This window comes from Curtobacterium sp. MCBD17_040, from assembly GCF_003234805.2.
GTDB lineage: Bacteria > Actinomycetota > Actinomycetes > Actinomycetales > Microbacteriaceae > Curtobacterium.
Genome location: NZ_CP126273.1, coordinates 840,300 through 858,108, shown reverse-complemented (window position 1 = coordinate 858,108; position 17,809 = coordinate 840,300). Strand labels below are relative to the sequence as shown.

Genomic DNA, 17,809 nt, shown 5'->3' with positions numbered 1-17,809 from the left:
CCCGCGGTCGCACGCCGCGCGGTCACACCGCGCGCTCGAGGAACTCCGTCAACGCCGCACGCGTCCTGACGAGCTCGTCGATCCGCTCGGACATGTCGTCGCGCATCCGCTCGACCGTGCCCCGGACGGCGCGGCGGTCGACCGTGTCGTGCCGCCCGGTCGCGCAGGGGATGACCGCCCGGACGTCCTCGCGCGAGAACCCGATCTCGAACATCGTCCGGATGACCCGCGCCTTCTCGACGGCGTCGTCGGTGTACGTCCGGTAGCCGTTCGGGCTGCGGCGAGCGCTGAGGAGTCCCTGCTGCTCGTAGTACCGCAACGAGCGGGCGCTGACGCCGGACCGTGCACTCAGCTCACCGATGTTCATCCGCCGCCTCCGGCTCGCTTGACCTTGACACGGTGTCAGACTCTAGCGTCGGTCCCGACCGCACACAGCAGGGCACACGAGCACGAGGAGGACGGGCATGCGCAGCACCATCGACGTGGACGGCAGGCAGCGGACGATGACGATCGTGGGCGATCCGGAGGCCCAGCAGGCCCGAGACCTCGTCCTCGTCCTGCACGGGTCGAAGCAGACCGGCGCGAAGCACCGCGCTTTCACGGGCGGCATGTACGACGCGTTCGCGGCGAGCGGCACGGCCGTGGTCGTGTACCTCGACGGGTACCGCGGGAACTGGAACGACGCCCGACGGCAGAGCGGGTTCCCGGCGCGACTCGAGGGGATCGACGACGTCGGGTTCGTCCGCGCCGTGATCCGGGACCTCGGGGCGACCCACGGCATCGACCCGGACCGGGTGTTCGTCATCGGCTACTCGAACGGCGGCCAGATGGCCACGCGCCTGGTGCACGAGGTACCGGAACTGCTGGCCGGCGTCACGGTCGTCGCCGCGACGATGCCCACGCGCGACGATTTCCTGCTCCCCACCGAGACACCTGCCACGACGCCGCTCCCGATCCTGCTCGTGCACGGCACGGCCGACCCGATCGCGCCCTACGCCGGTGGCGCGATGAAGCCGTGGGCACAGCGCTTCTTCAAGGTCGGCGGCAGCGCCCTGTCGGCACGCGACACGGCCGCGTACTTCGCCCGGCGCAACGGCATCAGCACGCCGGGGGTCGTGGACCGGATCCCCTCCGACGGGCACGGATCGACGTGGATGGAGCAGGTCGACCACCGGGAGGACGGGCGCATGCCCGTCCGCCTGGTCACGGTCCACCGGGGCGGGCACACGGTCCCCGGGCCGAAGCGGGCGCCCTTCGTCCTCGGGCGCACCGGTCACGACTCGTCCGTGGCGGCCGCGGCCGCGGCGTTCTTCGGCATCGGCGGACGCCGCGCGGAGGACGGGAGTCGGGCCTCCCGGCACGCCGGGTGAGTGGCGGGCGACGAAGTGCACGGTGCGCTGGCAGCGGCGGGTCGACCGAGCAGCGCGGGTGACCGCACGGACCCCCACCGAGCACCGCCCCCTAGGCTGCATCCACCGACGAAGGAGTCGCCATGCCCGCCAGCACCGCCCCTCGATCCGACCTCACCGGATGGACGCGCTCACCGTTCACGGGCGGTGGTCTGACGTACGACTGCTTCGAGAAGGGCACCGGCCCCGGCGTCGTCCTCATCCCGGAGATCCCGGGGATCACGCCCGAGGTCCTCGGGCTCGCGGAGCACCTGGTCGACAGCGGCTTCACCGTCGTCGTCCCATCGCCCTTCGGTGAGCCGGGTCGGTCGGCGACGCCCGCCTCCACCCTCGGCGTGGTCGCCAAACTGTGCGTCTCGGCGGAGTTCCGCGCCTTCGCGGTGAACGCGCATCGACCGGTGACCGACTTCCTGCGCGCCGTCGCCGCGGACCTCGCGGCTCGGACACCGGGAAAGGGTGTCGGCGTGATCGGCATGTGCTTCACCGGAGGCTTCGCGCTGGCGGCGGCGATCGACGACACGGTCAGGGCATCGGTCCTCAGTCAGCCCGCGGTCCCGTTCCCCCTCGGCCGCGCGCGCAAGCTCGCGCCGGGGCCCGTCTCGACGGCCGAGTTCGACCGCATCGCCGCGCGTGCCGCCGTCGGCGAGGTGTGTGCACTCGGCCTGCGGTTCAGCGAGGACGGCAGCGTGCCCCGCGCCCGGTTCGAGACACTCAAGCGTCGGCTCGGGGACGCCTTCGAGGTCATCGAGCTCGACTCGTCCCCCGGCAACAGCGGCGGTTTCGGCCCGCACGCCCACTCCGTGCTCACCAACGAGGTCCGGGAGGTTCCCGGGCATCCCGCACTCGCGGCCCGCGACCGCACGGTGCAGTTCCTGCGCGACCGGCTCACGCCCGCAGGCACTGGCGAGCAGACGTAGCCTGCCTGACTGCGGACCTCACGCGAGTGCCAGCGTCGCACTCGCCGCGAACCCGAGCACCAAGCCCGCGACCTGCACGCGCGACAGCCGCTCCCGCAGCACGATCGCGGCCAGGAGGATCGTCCCGATCGGGTAGAGCGCGTCCAGCACGCTGACCACGGGCAGCGCCGCCGGGTCGTCGGACACGTGCAGTGCGGCCTGGATGAACACGTTCGCGGACGCGTCGAAGCACCCGCACGCGACCACGACGACCCAGAACCGCCGGTGGACCGGGAGGAGCGGTGCGCGATCCGGCGAACCCTCAGCTCCGGCGGGCGCAGCAGCGGCAGCGCGTCGTGATCGTGCGACGACGACGAGCACGCCCGTCCACATGACGATCGCCTGGATCACCCGGGCGACGACGAGCGGCGCGATCCCGTCCGCTGCGTCGGTCCGGGCGTAGGCGATGACCAGGACCCCGAACCCGCATCCCGACACGGCGGCGATCCCGAGGCCGCGGAGGGTCAGCGGCGTCGAGGACTCGCTCGCCGAGGTGGCGACGAGCACGACGGCCACGACGGCGGCGATGATCGCGGCGATCGCCACCGGCCCGAGTCGAACTCCCGCGACGACACCGACGACGACGGGCACGACGGCCGCGAACACCGACGTGACCGGCGAGAGCACGCTCATCGGCCCGATCGCGAGCGCGGCGTAGAGCAGCAGGACGCCGACCGAGCCCGCGATCCCGGCGACGGACCCCCACAGGAGCGCGTGGCCGGTGAACCGGGCGTGCAGCAGGGGGACGGCGGCCACGAGCGGCACGATGCCGACGACCGCGGCGATGGCCGTGACCACGATCGGCCGCGCCGTCCGCGACCCGACCCCGCCGAGGAAGTCGGACACCCCGTAGGTCATGGCGCCGAGCAGCCCGAGGACCACGGTCAGCACATCCGACCTCCGCGCGTCGCTGTCGCGCCGCCCGCTCGGCAGCGTGCGTCGACCCTACCGAACGGACGGAGGGCGATCGCGTGGGGCGTCCTGCTCCCCCACCACCGGGATCTGACTCGTGGCGAAGTCTCGCGCCCAGCTCGTGCGCGAGAACGCGCTCGTCGGGTCGGCGTACTGCTCGATGACCGCGGACGCCTCGGCCTCGGTGGTCACGGTGGGCCCCGAGCCGAGCAGCGGCTCCTGTGCGGTCTCGGTGGTGCAGGCCACCGCGACCAGCCCGATCACCGCGGCGACGACGAGGTACAGCGCGGGCACGTCGTCCGCCCACGGCAGGCCGGCGTCGTGAGCGGCCGCGACGAGCGCCTCGGTCACCAGTGGTGTCGTCCCGCCGAACAACGACACCGAGACGTTGAACGCGATCGCGAGCGCCCCGTAGCGGACAGCGGTCGGGAACAGCGCGGGCAGCGTCGACGGCATGGTCGACGTGAACGTCACGAGCACGAGTCCCATGAGCAGCAGTCCGCAGAACCCGAGCCACGGGTCCGCGGTCTGCACGAGGGCGAGGGCCGGCCACGACAGGACGATGAAGCCGATGCAGCCCGCGAAGAGCACGGGGCGCCGTCCGAACCGATCGGACAGCCGGCCGCCGAGCCCGATCACCGCCATCATGACGACCATCACGACGATGACGAGCACGAGGCCGTCGGTGGCGTCGCTGCCGAGCGTCTCGGTCAGGTAGGTCGGCATGTAGGACAACAGCATGTAGTCGGTGACGTTGAACACGAGCACCAGCCCGATGCACACGAGCAGCGGCCGCCAGTGTTCGGCGAGCAGGCGCACGACCGGGGTCCGTTCCGCCTCGCGTTCAGCGAGCGCGGCCTGCTGTCGTTGGAACGCGGGCGTCTCCTCGAGCCGGAGACGCAGGTACAGCCCGATGACCCCGAGCGGACCCGCCACGAGGAACGGGACCCGCCACCCCCACGCGAGCAGCGCGTCGTCCGACAGCGTCGCCTGGAGGGCCGTCACGAGCCCGGCGCCGAGCACGTACCCGCCGAGCGTCCCGAACTCGAGCCAGGCGCCGAGGGCGCCACGGCGCCGGTCCGGTGCGTACTCGGCGATGAACGTCGCCGCCCCGCCGTACTCACCGCCCGTCGAGAACCCCTGCAACAGCCGGGCGAGCAAGAGGAGGACCGCACCCCACAGCCCGATCCGGTCGTACCCGGGCACCAGCCCGATGGCGAAGGTCCCGGCCGCCATGAGCACCATCGTCAGCGCGAGCACCCGCTGTCGCCCGATCCGGTCCCCGAGCGGACCGAACACCACGCCGCCGAGCGGTCGGACCAGGAACGCGGCGGTGAACGTCGCGAACGCCGAGATCGTGCTGGCCGTCGGGTCCGCCGACGGGAAGAACACCTGCCCGATCGTCGTGGCGAGGTAGGCGAATACGCCGAAGTCGAACCACTCCATCGCGTTGCCCAGCGCCGCCGCCGTGACCGCGCGCTTGAGCAGCGGACCGTCGACGACCGTCACGTCGTCCGCGGTCAGGCGGCGCCGAGCGGACCGGACGAGGTCCGGCGCTCCCCTGCGGCGCGGTCGGGACGTCGTGGTGTCGTTCGATGGCGCGGTCACTGGTCCTGGTCCTCCTGGACGTCGTGGAATGTCACGTACCAGAGTGCCGTATCGGTGGGCCCGTGCGCGTCCTCACCGCTCAGGGTGTGCGCCTCGCCTGTCGTGGTCGCCGTGTGGCGGCGACTGGTCCGACCCTCCCGGCCCCGGTACCCTTGTCCCGACCCGCAGCGCGCGGAACACTCAGGCACCTCATCACGGACTCGGTGCCGCACACATCGACCGGAAGGTGCAGCCATGACCAAGCCCATGCCCGACAAGCCCTCGGTGGACGGCCTCGAGCAGGTCTGGGGCCCGCAGTGGGAGACCGACGGCATCTACCGGTTCGACCGCGATGGTGCGACCCGCGCCGACGTCTACTCGATCGACACCCCGCCGCCCACGGCGTCCGGCTCGCTGCACATCGGGCACGTGTTCAGCTACACCCACACCGACGTCAAGGCGCGGTTCGAGCGCATGCGCGGCAAGCGCGTGTTCTACCCGATGGGCTGGGACGACAACGGCCTGCCGACGGAACGCCGCGTGCAGAACTACTACGGCGTCCGCTGCGACCCGTCGCTCCCCTACGACGCGTCCTTCACGCCACCGTTCGAGGGCGGCGACGGCAAGAGCACCAAGGCCGCCGACCAGGTCCCGATCTCACGCCGCAACTTCATCGAGCTGTGCGAGCGCCTGACCGTCGAGGACGAGCAGCAGTTCGAGCACGTGTGGCGCACCCTCGGCCTGTCGGTGGACTGGACGCAGTCGTACCGGACGATCGGCGACGAATCGCAGGCGATCGCGCAGAAGGCGTTCCTGCGGAACCTCGCCCGCGGCGAGGCCTACCAGGCGGACGCACCGACCCTGTGGGACGTCACGTTCCGCACGGCGGTCGCGCAGGCCGAACTGGAGGACCGGGACCAGCCCGGCGCGTACCACGGCATCGCGTTCCACAAGACCGACGGCAGCGGCGACGTCGTGATCCAGACGACCCGGCCGGAGCTGCTCCCCGCGTGCGTCGCACTCGTCGCGCACCCGGACGACGAACGGTTCCAGGACCTGTTCGGGACGACCGTGCGCTCCCCGCTGTTCGACGTCGAGGTCCCGGTGCTCGCCCACCACCTGGCACAGCAGGACAAGGGCGCCGGCATCGCGATGATCTGCACCTTCGGCGACACGACGGACGTCGTCTGGTGGCGCGAGCTGCAGCTGCCGAACCGCTCGGTGATCGGGTTCGACGGCCGCATCGTGTCACAGGCGCCCGACGTCATCACCTCGGAGCGCGGCCTGGCCGTGTACGCCGAGATGGCCGGCAAGACCGTGTTCAGCGCCAAGCAGGTCGTCGTCGACGCGCTCACCGAATCGGGCGAGCTCATCGGCGACGTCAAGAAGATCACGCACCCGGTCAAGTTCTTCGAGAAGGGCGACAAGCCGCTCGAGATCGTGTCGACGCGGCAGTGGTACATCGTCAACGGGTCGCGCGACCAGCAGCTCAAGGACACCCTCGTCGAGCGCGGTCAGCAGATCGCGTTCCACCCGGACTTCATGCGCGTCCGGTACGAGAACTGGGTGAACGGCCTGTCCGGCGACTGGCTCGTGTCGCGGCAGCGGTTCTTCGGTGTGCCGCTCCCCGTCTGGTACCCGCTCGACGCCGACGGCAACCCCGTGTTCGACCAGGTGATCACCCCGACCGAGGACCAGCTCCCCGTGGACCCGTCGTCCGACCCGGCTCCCGGCTACTCCGCCGACCAGCGCGGCGTCCCCGGCGGGTTCATCGGCGAGGTCGACGTCATGGACACGTGGGCGACCTCGTCCCTGACCCCGCAGCTCGCCGGCGGGTGGGAGCGGGACCCCGACCTGTTCGGGATCGTCTACCCGTACGACGTCCGTCCGCAGGGCCAGGACATCATCCGGACCTGGCTGTTCACGACCGCGCTCCGGGCCCAGCTCGAGGACGGCGTCGCCCCGTGGGCGAACGCCTCGATCTCGGGGTTCATCGTCGACCCGGACCGCAAGAAGATGTCGAAGTCGAAGGGCAACGTCGTCACGCCCATCGACATGCTCGAGCAGCACGGCGCCGACGCGGTCCGGTACTGGGCGGCGTCCTCGCGTCTCGGCACCGACGCGGCGTTCGACCCGCAGAACCCCAAGCAGATCAAGGTCGGTCGACGCCTGGCGATCAAGGTGCTCAACGCCGCGAAGTTCGTGCACGGCTTCGAGCTGCCCGTCGGTGCACACAGCGTCACCGAGGCGCTCGACGTGGACATGCTCGCCGCGCTCCGCTCGGTCGTCGAGCAGGCCACGACCGCGTTCGAGCAGTACGACCACGCCCGCGCGCTCGAGGTCACCGAGCGGTTCTTCTGGACGTTCTGCGACGACTACCTCGAGCTCGTCAAGGAGCGCGCGTACGGCACCGCCGACGAGGCCACCCACGAGACGCAGGCCTCGGCGGTGCTCGCGCTCCGCGCCGCGATGGACGTGCTGACCCGCCTGCTCGCACCGTTCCTCCCGTTCGCGACGGAGGAAGTGTGGGCCTGGACGCACGACGGATCGGTGCACCGGGCCTCCTGGCCGACCCCGGCCGACCTGCCGGTCGACGCCGACGAGTCCGGGCTGCTCGAGGCCGTCGGGCAGGCGCTCATCGGCATCCGCGGGGCGAAGACGGCGGCGAAGGCGTCGCAGAAGACGCCCGTCACGCGGGCGGTCATCGCGGCCCCCGAGCCGGTGCGGGCGCTCATCGAGCAGGCCGCGCCGGACCTCGCCGCGGTCGGGCGGATCCGGAACCTGGCGTTCGCGGAGGGCGCGGAGCTCAGCGTCGTCGAGATCGAGCTCGAGGAGCAGCCCGCGGTCTGACCCCCCCCTCCGCGAGATCGCAGTCGTTGCCGTTCTGGTTCGATCAGAACGGCAACGACTGCGATCTCGGATCGGACTGGGACGGACTGGAGGCACCATGCAGCTGGGCACACGATGGAGCGTCAGGCAGGAGCCACCGGCCGCCCTGCCGGAGGCGATGCTCGTCGCGGTCCGGACGGTCGAGGAGGAACTCGCCGACGAGGGGGTCGACGCCTCGACGTGGCGCTGGACCCTGACGTGGCTCGAGCGCCGACCGATCGCCGAGCTCGACGACGGGACGCGGATCCACCTCGACACGCTCGGGCAGGCCGTGACGACGCCGCCCCACGACGACGAGCCCTGAGCGGACCCAGCCCGGTCTCGGCCGGGCAGGGCAGGCAGCCAGGCGCGGCTGGTCAGCGCGCGCGGAGACGCCGTCGGACGAACACCGCGATCGCGCCGACGAGCGCCCAGCCCATCACGTTGCGGCTCGCGGTGCGCCGTCCGCCGTGCCACCCGCCATCCGCCGTCGCGTCCCGCGGGTCGGACGACGGGGTGAAGATCGTGCCCTGGTTGTCGGGGACGTGCTCGTGGCGCGACAGGTGCGTCTTGTCGGTCTGGATCGCCATCTGCGCCTCGACCGCGGCCGGGGTCATGCGGTGCTGCTGCACGAACGCCTTGCCGGCACCTCCGATCGCGATCTCGGTCGCCTTGCCGGGCGCGTCGGCCGCGCGGACGACCGCGCGCGCGACCTTGTCGACACCGTAGACCGGCGGCAGCGCGACGATCTTGCGGCCGGTGTGGTTCGCGCTGTGCCGGAAGAACGGCGTGTCCACGGTGGGCGGCAGGACCGTGACGACGTGGATGCGCTTCTTGCCGCGGAGCATGAGCTCGGACCGGAGGCTCACGCCGAGGGCACGGACCGCCGCCTTCGACATGCCGTAGGGCGCGGTGTACGGCTGCGGGACCTCGCCCACGATGGACGACACGTTGACGAGCACGCCACGCCCCTGCCGCTCCATGACCTCGAGGGCCGCGCGTGCGCCGTACACGTACCCCATGACGTTGACGTCCATCACGCGGCGGAACTCGTCCATCGGCATCTGCAGGAACGGCGAGAACGACGAGATGGCGGCGTCGTTGATCCACACGTCGATGCGTCCGAACCGGCGGACGGCCTCCGCTGCCAGGCGGAGCACGGCGGTCTCGTCGCTCGTGTCGGTCGGCACGGCGAGCGCCTCGCCACCGAGCGCACGGCACTCGGCGGCCACGGCCTCCAGGGCGGCGGGACGACGGGCGGCGAGGACGACCGCGTCGCCGGCGCGGGCGAACCGGAGCGCCGTGGCCCGACCGATGCCGCTGGACGCCCCCGTGATCACGATCGTGCGGTTCCGCTTGCCCATGGTGCGCCTCCCGGTGCGCTCGGCGGAGCGGGACGTCCCCGTCTCCTGACGGTCCACTGGTACGCCCTCCGGGTGGCCGTCGTTCCCAGCGACGGCCGTTCGCGGGCCGCGAGCGCCGGACACGGCGATGCCCCGCTCCGGAGTGGAGCGGGGCATCGCCCTGCGGCCACCACCCTGCCGGATCGGAGGGCGGGGTGCGAGAGGAGCGGGCTGGTGCTGCGCCGGACCTACTTGCGGAGGAAGGCGAGCAGGGCCTCGTTCACCTCCGCGGTGTGGGTCGTGAGGAGCCCGTGCGGCGCCCCTTCGATCTCGACGTAGTCCGCCGACGGCAGCGCCGCGGCGAAGCGCCGGCCGGTGGCGTCGATCGGCAGGATGCGGTCGCCGGTGCCGTGCACGATGAGCGCGGGGACGTCCACCTGGGGGATGTCCGCGCGGAAGTCGGTCGGCCAGGTCAGGGGCGCGGCCGCGGACGCGATGGCCCCGGAACCGGCGGCCACGTTCCACGCGTTGCGGACCGCCTCCTCGCTGATGCGGCTGCCCAGGTTCTCGTCGAGGTTGAAGAAGTCCTGGTAGAAGGCGGTGAAGTACGCGTAGCGGTCCTGCGCGACGGTCTCGGCGATCCCCTCGAAGAAGGACATCGGCGCCGCTCCGTCCGGGTTGTCGTCGGTCACCGCGAGGTACGGCTCGAGCGATGCGAGGAACGCGGCCTTCGCGACGCGCCCGGAACCGTAGGTGGCGATGTACCGGGCGACCTCGCCGGTGCCCATCGAGAAGCCGACGAGGATCGCGTCGTGCAGGTCGAGGGTCTCCATGACGACGTTGAGGTCCGCCGCGAACGTGTCGTAGTCGTACCCGGTCGACGGCTGCGACGACTGCCCGAACCCGCGGCGGTCGTACGTGATGACGCGGTAGCCCGCCTGGAGGAGCGCGGGCACCTGGCCCTCCCACGAGTTGCCGTCGAGCGGGAAGCCGTGGATGAGCACGACCGGCTGGCCCGTGCCCTTGTCCTCGTAGTGGAGCTCGATGTCGATGCTGTTCTCGGTCCCGACCGTGATGGTGCTCATCGTCCTACATCCCTTCGTCGTCCGGGCCGTCTCTCGGTCCGGTTCGGCGGAGAACGATCGTTCTCCGCCGATGTCCGTTACAGTAGAGAACGAGCGTTCTCCGCGCAAGCCGGTCTCAGCCGACTCGCAGGTACTGCTCCGAACGGGGGACGTCGACACCATCCCGCCGCAGCTCCTCCGCTGCCACGACCGAGGACCAGAGGAACCAGACATGAGCACCGTCACCGTCGAGCAGGACGACACCCGGGCCGGCATCATCGCCGCTGCCGACGAGCTGTTCTACCGACGTGGCATCCAGTCGGTCGGCATGGACGCCGTCCGCTCGGCCGCGAACGTGTCGCTGAAACGCCTCTACAAGGAGTTCCCCGGCAAGGAGGACCTCGTCGTCGCCGTCCTCGCCGGCCGGCACGACATGTGGGAGCGCGGGGTCAGCGCCGCCGTCGACGCCGCCGACGGGCCCCGAGCGAAGCTCCTCGCCGTCTACGACTACCTCGAGGCGTGGTTCGCCGACAGCTCGTTCCGCGGGTGCGGGTTCATCAACGCCTTCGGGGAACTCGGCGCGACCTCCCCTGCGATCGCGGACATGGCGCGGCGACACAAGGAGTCCTTCCAGCGGTACATCGCCGGGCTCACCGCCACCATCGGGCTCGACCACGCCCACGCCGAGGAGCTCGCCGCCCAGCTCGCACTGCTCGCCGAGGGCGCCCAGACCACCGCGGCGATCGCCGGCACCGCCGACGCCGCCGTCCACGCCCGACGCGCCGCCGCCACGCTCGTCGACGCCGCGGTCGCCACCCGCTGAACCGGCCGGGAGGCCCGCCCCCGGGCGTCCCCGCACCCCCGGTCCTAGGGTGGTGGACATGGCCACGCCCTTCGACGCCCCGAGCAGCCTCCCGTACGCGCTCCCCCCGTTCACCGAGGTCCGGCTCGAGCACTACCGCCCCGCGTTCGACCAGGGCATGCGCGAGCAGCGCGCAGAGGTCGAGGCGATTGCGACGGACCCGGAGTCCCCGACGCTCGACAACACGCTCGTCGCCCTCGAGCGGTCCGGGCAGCTCCTGGCGCGCGTGTCCATGGCCTTCTTCACCGTCGCCTCGGCGGACTCGACCGCCGAGATCCACGACCTCGAGGCCGAGATCTCGCCGCTGCTGGCCGCCCACCGCGACGCGATCACCCTCGACAGCCGGCTGTACGAGCGGGTCGCCGCCGTGCACGACGCCCGCGAGGACCTCGGCCTGACCGGCGAGGACCTCCGCCTCGTGGAGCGGACCCACACCGAGATGACCCTGGCCGGTGCGGGGCTCGACGCATCCGGCAAGGAGCGCCTGACCGCGCTGAACCAGGAGCTCTCGACGCTCACGACACGGTTCGAGCGCAACCTGCTCGACGACACCAACGACCTCGCCGTGCACATCACCGACGAGGCGCAGCTCGACGGCCTCGACGACGGTGCCCGGTCCGCGACCCGCGGGGCCGCCGAGGCGCGCGGCCTGGACGGCTGGCTCATCACCCTGCCGCTGTTCACCGGGCACCCCTACCTGGCGACGCTGACGGACCGAGCGGTCCGGGCCCGCATCATGGACGCCTCGCTGCAGCGGGGTCGGCGGGGCAACGACTGGGACAACCGGGACCTCGTGCTCCGCATCGTCCGGCTCCGTGCCGAGCGCGCGGAACTCCTCGGGTTCCCGAACCACGCCGCCGCCGTGACCGCCGACGAGACCGCAGGGACGCCGGAGGCGGTGGACGGCCTCCTGACGTCGCTCGCGCCCGCCGCGGCCGCGAACGCCCGGGACGAGCGCGAGGTCCGTGCGCGGGTGCTCGGCCACGAGGTCGAGGCGCACGACTGGGCGTACGCGACCGAGATCCTCCGCGCCCAGCAGTTCGCGGTCGACGCGACCGCGATGCGCGCGTACTTCGAGGCGGAGCGCGTGCTGCACGACGGTGTGTTCCACGCGGCGAACGCCCTGTACGGCCTGTCGTTCGCCGAGCGGCCCGACCTGCACGGCTACAACGACGAGGTCCGGGTGTTCGAGGTCACGGACGAACAGGGCGCGTCGGTCGGCCTCTACCTGCTCGACCTGTACACGCGCGACGGCAAGCGCGGCGGTGCGTGGATGAACCCGATCGTCGAGCAGTCGGCCCTGATCGGCACCCTGCCCGTCGTCGTCAACAACCTCAACGTGCCGAAGCCCGCCGCCGGGTCCCCCACACTCCTGACCCAGGACGAGGTCACCACGCTGTTCCACGAGTTCGGGCACGCGCTGCACGGCCTCATCGCGCGGACGACGTACCCGCGGTTCTCGGGCACGAGCGTCGAGCGCGACTTCGTCGAGTTCCCGAGCCAGGTCAACGAGATGTGGCTCAACTGGCCCGAGGTCCTGGTGAACTACGCCCGACACCACGAGACCGGCGAGCCCATGCCCGCGGAACTCGTGCTCGGCCTCAGCGACTCCGAGGGGTTCAACGAGGGCTTCGCCACGACCGAGTACCTCGCTGCCGCGATGCTCGACCAGGCCTGGCACCGCCTCAGCTCCGCGGAGGCCGCGGCGGTGACCGACGTGGAGGCGTTCGAGCAGGACGCCCTCGAGGCCGCCGGCATCGCCGTCCCCGCGGTCCCCACGCGCTACTCGTCGACGTACTTCGCCCACACGTTCTCGGGCGGGTACGACGCGGGCTACTACGGCTACATCTGGAGCGAGGTGCTCGACGCGGACACCGTGGAGTGGTTCCGGGAGCACGGCGGCCTGTCACGCGAGGCCGGACGCCGGTTCGCCTCGATCGTCCTCGGTGTCGGAGGCTCCCGCGACCCGCTCGAGGCCTACCGCGAGTTCCGGGGCCGCGACGCCGAGGTCGGTCCCCTGCTGCGCCGCCGCGGGCTCGAGTAGGCCGGCCGACGTCCCGCCGAGGCGCCGCCGGGCTTCGAACACCGCGATGCCGTTCGAACACCGGGATCGCGGTGTTCGAACGGCACGGTCGTGGTCAACGGGCCAGCGGGACGTCCGCCGACCGCGTTGCAGGGGCGCTACGCGGACTTCTCGACGCGCTTGCGCGCCCGCGGCACGATCGTCGGCGCGGCGTTCTCGAGCACGGACTCCCGCGTGACGACGACGCGAGCGACGTCATCGTCCGAGGGCACCTCGAACATGATCGGGCCGAGGACTTCTTCCATGATGGCGCGAAGACCACGGGCACCGGTCTGGCGGAGCACCGCGAGGTCCGCGATCGCCTCGAGCGCCTGCCGGTCGAACTCGAGCTCGACGCCGTCGATCTGGAACATCCGCTGGTACTGCTTGACCAGCGCGTTCTTCGGCTCGGTCAGGATCTCCATGAGGGCGGCCTGGTCGAGCGGTGTCACGGTGGTCACGACGGGGAGGCGCCCGATGAACTCCGGGATCAGGCCGAACTTGTGCAGGTCCTCGGGCAGGACCTCGCCGTAGACGTCGGTCTGGTCGAGCGGGCTGTGCAACGGTGCGCCGAAGCCGATGCCCCGCTTGCCGATGCGGGACGAGATGATGTCCTCGAGCCCGGCGAACGCCCCGGCCACGATGAACAGCACGTTCGTCGTGTCGATCTGGATGAACTCCTGGTGCGGGTGCTTGCGCCCACCCTGCGGCGGCACCGACGCCGTCGTGCCCTCGAGGATCTTGAGGAGCGCCTGCTGCACGCCCTCGCCCGAGACGTCGCGCGTGATCGAGGGGTTCTCGGCCTTCCGGGCGATCTTGTCGACCTCGTCGATGTAGATGATCCCCGTCTCGGCCCGCTTGACGTCGTAGTCGGCGGCCTGGATCAGCTTGAGCAGGATGTTCTCGACGTCCTCGCCGACGTAGCCGGCCTCGGTGAGCGCCGTGGCGTCCGCGACCGCGAACGGCACGTTGAGCCGCTTGGCCAGGGTCTGCGCCAGGTAGGTCTTGCCACAGCCCGTCGGGCCGATGAGCAGGATGTTCGACTTGGCGATCTCGATGTCGTCGCCGCGGTGCTCGGCCGCGGTGATCGCACCCTGGGCGCGGATGCGCTTGTAGTGGTTGTAGACCGCGACCGACAGCGCACGCTTGGCCGGATCCTGCCCGATGACGTACTCCTCGAGGAAGTCGAAGATCTCGCGCGGCTTGGGGAGGTCGAAGTCGCCGTCCGCGGTGTCCTCGCCGGCCTCGGCGAGGCGTTCCTCGATGATCTCGTTGCAGAGTTCGACGCACTCGTCGCAGATGTACACGCCCGGGCCCGCGATGAGCTGCTGCACCTGCTTCTGGCTCTTGCCGCAGAAGGAGCACTTGAGGAGATCGGCGCTCTCTCCGATGCGTGCCATGCGAGGCCTCCTTGGTCGTCGCGCACCGGTGGCTGGCACACGAGGTCGTCGTGGAGTTGAGCCTAATCGCATCCGACGACACTGACGGCGCGACCGTGCCGCAAACCACCACGCGTTCGCTCGGGGCGGCCGGTTTGTGCCACAGGACCGCCTCGGACTACGGTGGCCGTCGGGACTCTACAAGTTGTAGAAGCGAAAGGACCTCCATGCGCAAGCGCCTCGTCGCGGGCACCGCCGCCACCATGGGCATCACGGCCGCTCTCGTCCTCGGGACCGCCGCCGCGGCGAGCGCCCACGTCGAGGCGACGGCCACGGACACCGCCGCCGACTCGTACACGACCCTGACGTTCTCGGTCCCGCACGGGTGCGACGGCTCCCCGACCACCGCGCTGACCTTCCACGTTCCGCGGTCGGTCATCGACGTCACGCCCACGGTGAACCCCAACTGGACGATCACCAAGGCAACGGAGCCCTACACGAGCAAGCAGTCCGCGAGCGACGACGAGGACCCCGCCGACGCCGGGACGCGCGTGACGAGCGTCACGTACACGGCGACGACGCCCCTGGCCGCGGACGAGCGCGACACCTTCCAGCTCTCGCTCTCGCTGCCCGACGGCAAGCCCGGCACGATCGTCGCGTTCCCCGTGACCCAGACGTGCGTCACCGGATCGACCGAGTGGGACCAGGTGCAGAAAGCCGGCCAGGACGAGCCCGAGCACCCCGCACCGGCCGTCACCCTGACCGCGGCGATCCCGGGCGCGGACGACGACGACGACCACGCGCAGGAGCACGCCAGCGACGCGGCGACGGGCAGTGCGAGCGGCACCGAGGCGAGCGGCACCGAGACGAGCGGCACCGGATCCGCCGGCGGGGACACCGACCTCGTCGCTCGGGGCCTCGGCATCGCCGGACTCGTCGTCGGCGCGGTGGGCGTCGTGAGCGCGGCCGCCATGGCCCGGCGGCGTCCCCGGTGAGCGCCCGCCGCATCCGCACCGGATCCGGTGCGGCGTCGCCGGCCGGGAGGACCGGGCCGCGTCGCGCGCTCGCCCTCGCGCTGGCATCGGTGGCGGTCACCGCAGGCGCCGTCCTCGGACTGGCGGCCCCGGCCTCCGCGCACAACTACATGATCGCGTCGACGCCGACCGTCAACGGCACACTGACCTCACTGCCGAAGCGGTTCGAGATCACGACGAACGATCGACTGCTCGACATCGGCGACACCAACTCGGGCTTCGCCTACCGGATCGTCGGACCGAGCGGTCGGTACTACGAGAACGGCTGCCTCATCGTGGACGGCCCGTCGATGACGACGAAGGCGGCGCTCGGACGGTCGGGCGAGTACACGATCGAGTGGCAGATCGTCAGCGCCGACGGCCACACGGTGTCGGACCGGTACCGGTTCCGCTGGGAGGCCCCGGCCGGCTTCCGTCCCGCCACGGGGAGCACGCGGCCGCCGGTCTGCGCCTCCGGGCCCGGCGCGTCGGCCGCTGCGTCCGACACCGGCACGGGCAGCGCGGACAGTGGCTCCAGCGGCGTCGTGGGCGACGCCATCTGGATCGGCGCGGGTGGGCTCGTGCTCGTGGCGCTCATCGTGGTGGTCCTGCTGCTGCTCCGCCGCCCTGCCGGACTCGCCGTGGAGCCGGCGACCGCCGAACGCGGCCGCGACGACGAGGACGACCTCGCCGACGACGCCCGAGACTGACCGCAGGCCCCCCCGGCGAGATCGCAGTCGTTGCCGTTCTGAGGAGACCCAGAACGGCAACGACTGCGATCTCGCGGAAGGGTGGGCGGCCGCAGGCCGCAGGACGGCCGCAGGCCGCAGGACGGCCGCAGGACGCAGGACGCAGGCCGCAGGCCGCAGGCCGCAGGTCGGCAAGCCGCCGGACACGACGGAGGGCCCCGACCAGAACGGTCGGGGCCCTCGGTCTGTCGGGACTACTTGACGAGCGCCGGCAGCGACTTGCGGCTGGTCAGCACCTGGTCGATGAGCCCGTACTCGACGGCCTCTTGCGCGGACATGATCTTGTCGCGCTCGATGTCGTGGTTGACCTGCTCCGGGGTGCGGTTCGAGTGCCGGGACAGGGTCTCCTCGAGCCAGGTGCGCATGCGGAGGATCTCCGCGGCCTGGATCTCGATGTCCGACGCCTGCCCACCACCCTGCTGGGTTGCCGGCTGGTGGATGAGCACGCGGGCGTTCGGCAGCGCGAGACGCTTGCCCGGCGTGCCGGCGGCCAGGAGCACCGACGCGGCGGACGCGGCCTGACCGAGGCACACCGTCTGGATCTGCGGACGGATGTACTGCATCGTGTCGTAGATCGCCGTCATGGCCGTGAACGAGCCACCGGGCGAGTTGATGTACATGACGATGTCGCGGTCCGGGTCCATCGACTCGAGCACGAGCAGCTGGGCCATGATGTCGTCGGCCGAGGCGTCGTCCACCTGCACGCCGAGGAACACGATGCGGTCCTCGAAGAGCTTGGCGTACGGGTCCTGGCGCTTGTAGCCGTAGGCGGTGCGCTCCTCGAAGCTCGGGAGGATGTAGCGGTCGGAGGGTGCGGGGACGTTCTGCGCGCCACCGAGCATGGGGAGATGCATTCTCGATTTCCTTTTCTTGGTGGTGGGCTACTCGGCGGACGGCGCCGCGGCCGGGGTCTCGGTCTCGCCGTCGCCGACCGTCCCGCCGCCACCGATGACCTCACTGGACATCGCACGGAGGTGGTCGACGAAGCCGTACTCGAGGGCCTCCTGCGCGGTGAACCAGTTGTCGCGGTCGTTGTCCTTGAGGATCTGCTCGATCGACTTGCCGGTCTGCTCGGCGGTGAGTTCCGCCATGCGCTGCTTCATGTCGAGGATGACCTTGGCCTGGGTCTGGATGTCGGCGGCGGTCCCGCCGAAGCCACCGGACGGCTGGTGCAGGAGCACGCGGGCGTTCGGGGTGATGTAGCGCTTGCCCGGGGTGCCGGACGAGAGCAGGAACTGCCCCATCGAGGCGGCGAGCCCGATACCGACGGTGACGATGTCGTTCGGGACGAACTGCATCGTGTCGTAGATGGCCATGCCGGCGGTGATCGAACCACCGGGCGAGTTGATGTAGAGGTAGATGTCCTTCTCGGGGTCCTCCGCCGCGAGCAGCAGCAGCTTCGCAGCGATCTCGTTCGAGTTGTCGTCACGGACCTCGGAGCCGAGCCAGACGATCCGGTCCCTCAGAAGACGGTCAAAAACACTGGGGTTCAGTGTCGCTTCGGCCATGTGTAGCTCCCGTTCAGTTGTCGCTTGTCGTCGAACCTATCGGGTGCAACGCGGCGCATCTCCCGAGTTCGCTGTCGGCAATACCAGGGCCGGGAAC

General features: G+C 71.2%; 16 protein-coding genes. 8 read left to right on the top strand and 8 right to left on the bottom strand.

The annotated features are described in order from the left end of the window. Window positions 1-22: 22 nt before the first annotated feature. The gene (locus tag DEI94_RS04185; protein WP_111026924.1) at window positions 23-367 is read right to left on the bottom strand and encodes a MerR family transcriptional regulator; all 345 of its coding nucleotides are present in this window, start codon (window positions 365-367) and stop codon (window positions 23-25) included. A 97-nt stretch (window positions 368-464) separates the two neighbouring features. Here DEI94_RS04185 and DEI94_RS04180 point away from each other — a divergent pair, with 97 nt between their 5' ends. Both DEI94_RS04180 and DEI94_RS04175 read left to right on the top strand, forming a co-directional pair. Continuing rightward, window positions 465-1,370: a CE1 family esterase gene (locus DEI94_RS04180; protein WP_111026925.1), complete on the top strand. Its 906-nt coding sequence runs from the start codon at window positions 465-467 to the stop codon at window positions 1,368-1,370. Between the two features lie 122 nt (window positions 1,371-1,492). Further along, a complete protein-coding gene (locus DEI94_RS04175) occupies window positions 1,493-2,326 on the top strand; it encodes a dienelactone hydrolase family protein (RefSeq protein WP_111026926.1) in 834 nt (277 codons plus the stop codon). An 18-nt stretch (window positions 2,327-2,344) separates the two neighbouring features. Here DEI94_RS04175 and DEI94_RS04170 read toward each other — a convergent pair whose 3' ends face one another. Both DEI94_RS04170 and proP read right to left on the bottom strand, forming a co-directional pair. Beyond that, complete coding sequence (locus DEI94_RS04170) at window positions 2,345-3,256, bottom strand: DMT family transporter (RefSeq protein ID WP_111026927.1); 912 nt, start codon at window positions 3,254-3,256, stop codon at window positions 2,345-2,347. A 54-nt stretch (window positions 3,257-3,310) separates the two neighbouring features. After that, a complete protein-coding gene (proP, locus tag DEI94_RS04165) occupies window positions 3,311-4,885 on the bottom strand; it encodes a glycine betaine/L-proline transporter ProP (protein WP_111026928.1) in 1,575 nt (524 codons plus the stop codon). 234 nt (window positions 4,886-5,119) lie between these two features. On the opposite strand from proP, the gene valS reads away from it, so the two are divergent. Both valS and DEI94_RS04155 read left to right on the top strand, forming a co-directional pair. Then, window positions 5,120-7,714, top strand: a complete 2,595-nt coding sequence (gene valS / locus DEI94_RS04160; protein ID WP_111026930.1) for a valine--tRNA ligase — start codon at window positions 5,120-5,122, stop codon at window positions 7,712-7,714. A gap of 97 nt (window positions 7,715-7,811) precedes the next feature. After that, complete coding sequence (locus DEI94_RS04155; RefSeq protein WP_111026931.1) at window positions 7,812-8,057, top strand: hypothetical protein; 246 nt, start codon at window positions 7,812-7,814, stop codon at window positions 8,055-8,057. Window positions 8,058-8,109: 52 nt separating this feature from the next. On the opposite strand, the gene DEI94_RS04150 is transcribed toward DEI94_RS04155, so the two are convergent. Continuing rightward, the gene (locus tag DEI94_RS04150) at window positions 8,110-9,153 is read right to left on the bottom strand and encodes an SDR family oxidoreductase (RefSeq protein WP_258378019.1); all 1,044 of its coding nucleotides are present in this window, start codon (window positions 9,151-9,153) and stop codon (window positions 8,110-8,112) included. Window positions 9,154-9,323: 170 nt separating this feature from the next. Beyond that, complete coding sequence (locus DEI94_RS04145) at window positions 9,324-10,160, bottom strand: alpha/beta fold hydrolase (protein ID WP_111011028.1); 837 nt, start codon at window positions 10,158-10,160, stop codon at window positions 9,324-9,326. A gap of 211 nt (window positions 10,161-10,371) precedes the next feature. Here DEI94_RS04145 and DEI94_RS04140 point away from each other — a divergent pair, with 211 nt between their 5' ends. After that, on the top strand, window positions 10,372-10,962 hold the full coding sequence (locus DEI94_RS04140) for a TetR/AcrR family transcriptional regulator (RefSeq protein ID WP_111011027.1): 591 nt from the start codon (window positions 10,372-10,374) through the stop codon (window positions 10,960-10,962). Between the two features lie 58 nt (window positions 10,963-11,020). Then, on the top strand, window positions 11,021-13,045 hold the full coding sequence (locus DEI94_RS04135) for a M3 family metallopeptidase (protein WP_111027742.1): 2,025 nt from the start codon (window positions 11,021-11,023) through the stop codon (window positions 13,043-13,045). 137 nt (window positions 13,046-13,182) lie between these two features. On the opposite strand, the gene clpX is transcribed toward DEI94_RS04135, so the two are convergent. Further along, a complete protein-coding gene (gene clpX / locus DEI94_RS04130; RefSeq protein ID WP_111011025.1) occupies window positions 13,183-14,463 on the bottom strand; it encodes an ATP-dependent Clp protease ATP-binding subunit ClpX in 1,281 nt (426 codons plus the stop codon). Window positions 14,464-14,669: 206 nt separating this feature from the next. On the opposite strand from clpX, the gene DEI94_RS04125 reads away from it, so the two are divergent. Together DEI94_RS04125 and DEI94_RS04120 are read left to right on the top strand one after the other, a co-directional pair. Then, on the top strand, window positions 14,670-15,437 hold the full coding sequence (locus DEI94_RS04125; RefSeq protein WP_111027716.1) for a YcnI family copper-binding membrane protein: 768 nt from the start codon (window positions 14,670-14,672) through the stop codon (window positions 15,435-15,437). Next, window positions 15,434-16,165, top strand: a complete 732-nt coding sequence (locus tag DEI94_RS04120; protein WP_111027717.1) for a copper resistance CopC family protein — start codon at window positions 15,434-15,436, stop codon at window positions 16,163-16,165. The genes DEI94_RS04125 and DEI94_RS04120 overlap by 4 nt, the downstream gene beginning before the upstream one ends. A gap of 233 nt (window positions 16,166-16,398) precedes the next feature. On the opposite strand, the gene DEI94_RS04115 is transcribed toward DEI94_RS04120, so the two are convergent. Both DEI94_RS04115 and DEI94_RS04110 read right to left on the bottom strand, forming a co-directional pair. After that, window positions 16,399-17,058 (bottom strand): ATP-dependent Clp protease proteolytic subunit, encoded by a 660-nt coding sequence (locus tag DEI94_RS04115; RefSeq protein WP_111011022.1) that lies wholly within the window; start codon window positions 17,056-17,058, stop codon window positions 16,399-16,401. Window positions 17,059-17,085: 27 nt separating this feature from the next. Then, complete coding sequence (locus DEI94_RS04110; RefSeq protein ID WP_111011021.1) at window positions 17,086-17,712, bottom strand: ATP-dependent Clp protease proteolytic subunit; 627 nt, start codon at window positions 17,710-17,712, stop codon at window positions 17,086-17,088. Window positions 17,713-17,809: the final 97 nt, after the last annotated feature.

Excerpts from the sequence above, each read along its gene's own strand:
- DEI94_RS04175 (WP_111026926.1), top strand. The coding sequence starts at position 1,493 with ATGCCCGCCAGCACCGCCCCTCGATCCGACCTCACCGGATGGACGCGC.
- valS (WP_111026930.1), top strand. The coding sequence starts at position 5,120 with ATGACCAAGCCCATGCCCGACAAGCCCTCGGTGGACGGCCTCGAGCAG.
- DEI94_RS04185 (WP_111026924.1), bottom strand. The coding sequence starts at position 367 with ATGAACATCGGTGAGCTGAGTGCACGGTCCGGCGTCAGCGCCCGCTCG.
- DEI94_RS04125 (WP_111027716.1), top strand. The coding sequence starts at position 14,670 with ATGCGCAAGCGCCTCGTCGCGGGCACCGCCGCCACCATGGGCATCACG.
- DEI94_RS04155 (WP_111026931.1), top strand. The coding sequence starts at position 7,812 with ATGCAGCTGGGCACACGATGGAGCGTCAGGCAGGAGCCACCGGCCGCC.
- DEI94_RS04135 (WP_111027742.1), top strand. The coding sequence starts at position 11,021 with ATGGCCACGCCCTTCGACGCCCCGAGCAGCCTCCCGTACGCGCTCCCC.
- DEI94_RS04110 (WP_111011021.1), bottom strand. The coding sequence starts at position 17,712 with ATGGCCGAAGCGACACTGAACCCCAGTGTTTTTGACCGTCTTCTGAGG.
- clpX (WP_111011025.1), bottom strand. The coding sequence starts at position 14,463 with ATGGCACGCATCGGAGAGAGCGCCGATCTCCTCAAGTGCTCCTTCTGC.
- DEI94_RS04115 (WP_111011022.1), bottom strand. The coding sequence starts at position 17,058 with ATGCATCTCCCCATGCTCGGTGGCGCGCAGAACGTCCCCGCACCCTCC.
- DEI94_RS04180 (WP_111026925.1), top strand. The coding sequence starts at position 465 with ATGCGCAGCACCATCGACGTGGACGGCAGGCAGCGGACGATGACGATC.
- DEI94_RS04140 (WP_111011027.1), top strand. The coding sequence starts at position 10,372 with ATGAGCACCGTCACCGTCGAGCAGGACGACACCCGGGCCGGCATCATC.
- DEI94_RS04145 (WP_111011028.1), bottom strand. The coding sequence starts at position 10,160 with ATGAGCACCATCACGGTCGGGACCGAGAACAGCATCGACATCGAGCTC.